The sequence below is a fragment of the Micromonospora sp. genome, from assembly GCF_048594385.1.
GTDB classification, from domain to species: domain Bacteria; phylum Actinomycetota; class Actinomycetes; order Mycobacteriales; family Micromonosporaceae; genus Micromonospora; species Micromonospora wenchangensis.
Genome location: NZ_JBMDWU010000219.1, coordinates 1 through 5,435 on the forward strand (window position 1 = coordinate 1; position 5,435 = coordinate 5,435).

At 74.1% G+C, this 5,435-nt stretch carries 6 protein-coding genes; 2 read left to right on the forward strand and 4 right to left on the reverse strand.

The features are described 5' to 3' along the window. Both ACOJTC_RS11790 and ACOJTC_RS11795 read right to left on the reverse strand, forming a co-directional pair. Positions 1 to 569, reverse strand: a 569-nt coding sequence (locus tag ACOJTC_RS11790; protein ID WP_420116877.1) for a biotin carboxylase N-terminal domain-containing protein, incomplete at its 3' end; no start/stop codon positions are given. A gap of 105 nt (positions 570 to 674) precedes the next feature. Continuing rightward, the gene (locus ACOJTC_RS11795) at positions 675 to 1,289 is read right to left on the reverse strand and encodes a TetR/AcrR family transcriptional regulator (RefSeq protein WP_145917209.1); all 615 of its coding nucleotides are present in this window, start codon (positions 1,287 to 1,289) and stop codon (positions 675 to 677) included. Between the two features lie 182 nt (positions 1,290 to 1,471). Between ACOJTC_RS11795 and ACOJTC_RS11800 the strand changes: the two genes are divergently transcribed. Continuing rightward, on the forward strand, positions 1,472 to 1,894 hold the full coding sequence (locus ACOJTC_RS11800) for a DUF7144 family membrane protein (protein ID WP_420116878.1): 423 nt from the start codon (positions 1,472 to 1,474) through the stop codon (positions 1,892 to 1,894). Here the strand turns inward: ACOJTC_RS11800 and ACOJTC_RS11805 are convergent. Both ACOJTC_RS11805 and ACOJTC_RS11810 read right to left on the reverse strand, forming a co-directional pair. Continuing rightward, complete coding sequence (locus ACOJTC_RS11805; RefSeq protein WP_420116879.1) at positions 1,866 to 3,497, reverse strand: esterase/lipase family protein; 1,632 nt, start codon at positions 3,495 to 3,497, stop codon at positions 1,866 to 1,868. The genes ACOJTC_RS11800 and ACOJTC_RS11805 overlap by 29 nt on opposite strands. A 68-nt stretch (positions 3,498 to 3,565) precedes the next feature. Continuing rightward, positions 3,566 to 4,771, reverse strand: a complete 1,206-nt coding sequence (locus tag ACOJTC_RS11810) for an FAD-dependent oxidoreductase (protein ID WP_420116880.1) — start codon at positions 4,769 to 4,771, stop codon at positions 3,566 to 3,568. 100 nt (positions 4,772 to 4,871) lie between these two features. Between ACOJTC_RS11810 and ACOJTC_RS11815 the strand changes: the two genes are divergently transcribed. After that, a complete protein-coding gene (locus ACOJTC_RS11815; RefSeq protein WP_420116881.1) occupies positions 4,872 to 5,426 on the forward strand; it encodes a TetR family transcriptional regulator in 555 nt (184 codons plus the stop codon). Positions 5,427 to 5,435: the final 9 nt, after the last annotated feature.

Sequence of the window (5,435 nt, forward strand, 5' to 3'; positions counted from 1 at the left end):
CGCTCGGCGAACGCGCGGACCTTGTCGTACTCGGTGCGCAGCGCGGCCTCGTCGGCGGCCACCGCCATGCCCATCCCGCCGCCACCGGCGGCGGCCTTGACCATCACCGGGTAGCCGATCTCCGTGGCGGCGGCGACCGCCGCGTCGAGGTCGGTGGCCGGTTCGGTGGTGCCGGGCGCGACCGGCACCCCGGCCGCCGCCATCAGGTTCCGCGCGTTGATCTTGTCGCCCATCGCGGTGATCGCGTCCGCGCCGGGCCCGACCCAGACCAACCCACGGGCCTGCACCGTACGGGCGAAGTCGGCGTTCTCCGACAGGAAGCCGTAGCCGGGGTGGATCGCCTGCGCGCCGGTGGACTCGGCGGCGGCCAGGATCGCCTCCACGTTGCGGTAACTCAGGGCCGGGTTCGCCGGTCCCACGCACACCGCCTCGTCGGCCTCGACCACGAACGGCAGGTCGGCGTCGGCCTCCGAGTGCACCGCGATCGCACGGATGCCGAGCCGCTTCGCGGTACGGATGATCCGGCGGGCAATCTCGCCCCGGTTGGCGACCAACAGCGACTCGATCATGTTTCCTCCAGCGTCCAGGGTGGGGACGGTTGCTCAACGTCCAGGGGTGCGGACGGATGCCAGGAAACCACGGTCGGGCCGTCGGCCACGAGTCGGGCGGGAGGGTCAGGAGTCGGTCTCGGCGAGCAGGGCGGCCAGCGCGGCGGCCCGCAGCAGCGCCGCCCGACGCCGCCTGTCGACCTCGCCACCGAGGAACGGGGTCGAGTTCATCAGGCCGAACGCGGCGTGCGCCAGCACCCGCGCCTCTCCGTCGGGCAGCCCCGGGTGCAGCGCGGTCAGCACGGTCACCCACTCCTCGACGTACAGCCGCTGGAGCTTGCGGATGCGGCGGCGCGGCTCGTCCGGGAGGCGGTCCAGCTCGTGCAGGTGCAGGGCGATCACGGCCGGGTTCGCCAGCGCGAAGTCGACGTGGAAGTCGATCAGGGACTCCAGCGCGCCACGCGGGTCGCCCGGACGGCTCGCCGCCCGGTCCCGGCCACCGTCGAGCAGCCCCTCGCTGACCGGGATCAGCGCGGCGGCCAGCATCGCCTCCTTGCCGGCGAAGTGGTGGTAGAGGGCGGGGCCGGTCACCCCGGCGGCCGCACCGATGTCGTCCATGGAAACCCCGTGGTAGCCACGGGCGGCGAAGAGCCCGACCGCGATCTCCAGGATCTCGTCGCGCCTCGACCGGCGCCGGCCCGCGCTGCCTGCGCTGCCCCTAGCCTGCTGCCCCACAGTCACCTGGCAAGCGTAGACCTCGACCCGGACACCGGGGCCCCTCGGTTACCCGCGGGTTCACCAGGCGGACAGCGGCCGCCGGGCGGGGTGCCGGCCCGGGTGCCGGCGGTGGCCGCCGGGCGCCGCCGGTGATCGCCGGACGGCGTGCCCCGCCGGCCCTAGCCTGGGAGGGGAGGGAGGGTGGGATGACGGCACGACGGCCGGACCGGTCGCTGCTGCTCGCCGGTGGCCTGCTGGTCGGCGCGGGCATCTTCGACGTGCTGTCCGGGATCGGCGACGTCGACAGCGGCGACGTCTACGTCTCGCTGCACGCCGACGGGCTGGTCTTCTACGACCTCACCGACTGGGCCTGGCTGCACGTGGCGAGCGGGGTGCTGCTGGTGGCGAGCGGCCTGGTCGTCGCGTTCGCCCGCCGCCGCTGGGTGACCGCCGCCATGGTGGTCGGGGCGGTGGTCGTCGTCGTGCACCTGCTGTTCGCGCCGTACCACCCGATCGAGGCGTTGATCGTGGTGGGGCTGACCCTCGCCGCCGTCCGGCTGGTCGTCCGGCAGCGGCGCGGCGACCGCGACGAAGCGCGGGTCAGGACGGCTGGCAGACCTTCCCGGTGAAGGACGGGTCCGGCTGGCGGACGTCGTTCCAGGCCGGGTTGACCCGGATCGCGAGGGGTGGTGCCTGCCAGCCCGCACCGAGCTGCTGGAGCAGCGGATACTCCCGCCGCATCCGGCTCTCCGGCACCCCGGCGAGGAAGTGGATCAGCCGGTCCTGGACCAGTGAGCGGCCCAGCAACCCGCCGTGCACCCCGGGCATCTGGAACACGGGGATGCCGGTGTACTCGCCCGGCGGTGCCTCGGTCGCCGTGGTGGTCGGCAGGAAGGCCACCATCCGCACGCCCGGCACCGGGCACATCAACTGGTTGCGGTAGAAGGGCGCGTTGTCCAGCAGGGAGCGGATGAACGGCTCGTCCGGCCCGGCGTCGGTGACCCCGAACAGTCCGATCGTGCCGAGCAGGGCCCGTAGCTGCCAGCCAGTGGCCACCCCCCAGCCATGGGACGCCCCGGCCGGCGGGTAGTACGCCCGCCCCGCGTTGATCAACGGGCTGAACATGACCAGGGTGTCCACCGCCGGGTGCGGGCGCTGCGCGAGGTAGGTGCGGGCGAGCATCGCCCCCTCGCTCTCCCCGATCAGCGCCACCGGCCGGCCGGTACGCCGGTGCAGGCGGTCCACCTGCGTCTGGAGCAGGGCGGCCCCGCTCTCCAGCGACCGGTTGGTGTCCGACGACCGGTACGGCAGCGGCCGGCCGTCCCCGTCCAGCCCCCGGTAGGAGAACCGTTCCACGTTCGCGTCGACGGGCGGGGTGCCGTCGTAGGCGGACCCGTGACCGGCGAGGACGATCACCGCGTGCCGGACGTCGGCGGGTAGCCGCTGCCCCAGCACCACCTGCTCGATGGTCACCCCGGCCGGGGCGACCTGCACCAGCACGGGGATCGTCAGCGGCACGACGAGCGCCAGCGCGACGGCGATCGGGGCGACCGGCACCCGCGCCCAGCGCACCCGGGGGGCCAGCACGGCGACGTGCACGGTGCGTTCCCAGAGCAGCCCGTTGGCCGCCCCGGCGAACAGCGCGACGGGCACCGTCCACCAGCCGGGAACGCTCCAGCACAGCGCGCTCGCCACGGTGATCACCACGAAGTTCAGCAGCGACCAGCCGACCAGGGAGATCGACGGCAGTCCACGCCACCACGGCCCGACCACGGCGGCGCGTTGCAGGAACGGCGCGAGCAGGAACATCGGCAGCAGCGAGGCGAGCAGCACCCAGGAGAGCGCGACCACCGAGGCGGCCACCGAGATCAACGCCCACGGTGCGACCAGCACGACGACCACGACGGACAGGCCGAGGTTGCGGCCGAGCAGCCAGCGCAGACCGGGCCGGTCCACCCCGGCGGGCCAGGCGAGCGTGACCAGCCCGGTGGTGAGCAGCGCCCGGAACCCGATCACCAGCAGCAGGCCGACCAGGAAGTCGGGCCACGAGTCGTGGTAGACGTACAGCCAGCGCAGGTCGTGGTAGGTGTCGTACGGCCAGACGGCGGTGACCTGGGAGGACAACCCCTCGGCGGCGACGAACCCGAGGCGTACCAGTAGCAACGCCTCGATCGCCGGGGGCAGGGCGGCCAGGGCGAACAGCGCCGTCAGCCGGGCTCGCGGTCGGTGCACGCCCTCTCCTCACCAGATAACCGGGGCTCCCCTAGCAGGTTCCCCTGCCCGACGACCGCGTGTCGGGCCTACCGCCGAACTACCGCCGACCGGCTTGCCGCTCGTCCCCCCCGGTGGAGGGTCGTCGCGCGCTGTTGGAGGCCGGCGAGCCGCAGCGCGATCCGGCGGCGTACCGGTGGCATCCCCGACACCGCGCGCAACGCCAGGTCCCGCAGCGGCCGGCCGGCGGGCGGCAGGGTGGCCAGCCGGGTCAGCCTCGCGGCGAAGCCGACGACCTCTTCGGCGAGCGGCCGACGGCTGGCGGCGTAGTCGTCCAGCAGGGTGTCGGGGTGGCCGGCGAGGACGTCGCCGAGGGCGGCACCGAGGGCCACCGCGTCGCAGATGCCGAGGTTCATCCCCTGTCCACCGGCCGGGCTGTGCACGTGCGCGGCGTCCCCGGCGAGCAGTACCCGGCCACGTCGGTAGCGGTCGGCGATCCGGTGGTGGACGCGGAACCGGGAACTCCAGAGTACGTCGGTCACCCGGTCCGGCCGCCGGGTCGGGCCACGCTCGTCGAGCAGCGTCTGGAGCCGGGCGGCGTCCGGATCGCGGGGCGCGTCGGCGACGGCGGCGACCAGCCGGACCACGCCGTCCGGCAGGGGTGCCCACACGAGCGGACCCGGTCGGGCGAGGAAGAGCGCGACCTCGTCGCGGGGGAGCACGCTGCTCACCCGGACGTCGGCGAGCAGGAACGACTCGCCCCCGTCGGCCGGCCCACGGAAGCCGATGCCGGCCAGGTCACGGACGGTGCTGTGCATGCCGTCCGCGCCGACCACCCAGCGGGCCCGCACGCTCGTCCCGTCGGCGAAGCCGGCGACCGTCCCGTCGCCGTCGTGGTCCAGGCCGGTGAGCTGGTACGGCCGGTGCACCTGCCCGCCGAGGGCGGCCAGCCGTTCGGTGAGCACCGCCTCGGTCACCGACTGGGAGACCAGCAGCGCGTACGGGTACGTCGACGGCAGGTCCCCGAAGCCGAGGGTGAGCAGCACCCGGTCGCGGTCCCGCACGGTGAAGCGCGACGCCCGCAGTCCCCGGGCCACCAGCGGCGCGGTGACGCCGATCCGGTCCAGCACCTCCAGCGTGTACGCGTGCACGACGGCGGCCCGGGAGGTGACCGGCGGCGCGGACGCCCGGTCGACCACTGTCACCTCGACGCCCTGTCGGGCGAGGGTGGCCGCCACGGTCAGTCCGGTCGGGCCGGCTCCCACCACCAGGACGTCGGTCTGCGCGGGCAGCATCTCCCACCTCCGTTGCCAACACACGTTTGCCAACACTTGTTGGCAACGGTAGGCCGGATGGACAGCGGAGGTCAACGCCTGTTGGCATAGAGTCGGGGACATGACCGCCCGCCGATCGGACGCCACCCGGGCCGCGATCCTGACCGCAGCCCGGCAGCGGTTCGCCGCCGACGGATACGAGCGCGCCACCATCCGGGCCATCGCCGCCGACGCCAGGATCGACCCGTCCATGGTGATGCGCTACTACGGCAGCAAGGAAGGGTTGTTCGCGGCGGCCGCCGAGTTCGACCTGCGGCTGCCGGACCTCACCGACCAGCCCACCGACCAGCTCGGTGAGGTGCTGGTCCGGCACTTCCTCGACCGCTGGGAGGGCGACGGGACGCTGGTCGCACTGCTGCGTACCGCCGCCACCAACCAGGGTGCGGCCGACCGGATGCGGGCGGTCTTCACCGACCAGCTCGGCGCGGCGGTGGCCGCCGTCGTACCCGATCCGGCGCAGGCGCCCCGGCGGGCCGGGCTGGTCGCCAGCCAGATGCTCGGCCTGGCGCTGACCCGGTACGTGCTACGCCTACCCCCGGTGGTCGACACCCCGCCGGCCGACCTGGTCACCTGGCTGGCCCCCACCGTCCACCGCTACCTCCGCGCCCCTGCCTGACCCCCGTCG

Coding starts and splice junctions, on each gene's coding strand:
- ACOJTC_RS11800 (WP_420116878.1), top strand. CDS start 1,472: ATGACGGCACGACGGCCGGACCGGTCGCTGCTGCTCGCCGGTGGCCTG.
- ACOJTC_RS11810 (WP_420116880.1), bottom strand. CDS start 4,771: ATGCTGCCCGCGCAGACCGACGTCCTGGTGGTGGGAGCCGGCCCGACC.
- ACOJTC_RS11815 (WP_420116881.1), top strand. CDS start 4,872: ATGACCGCCCGCCGATCGGACGCCACCCGGGCCGCGATCCTGACCGCA.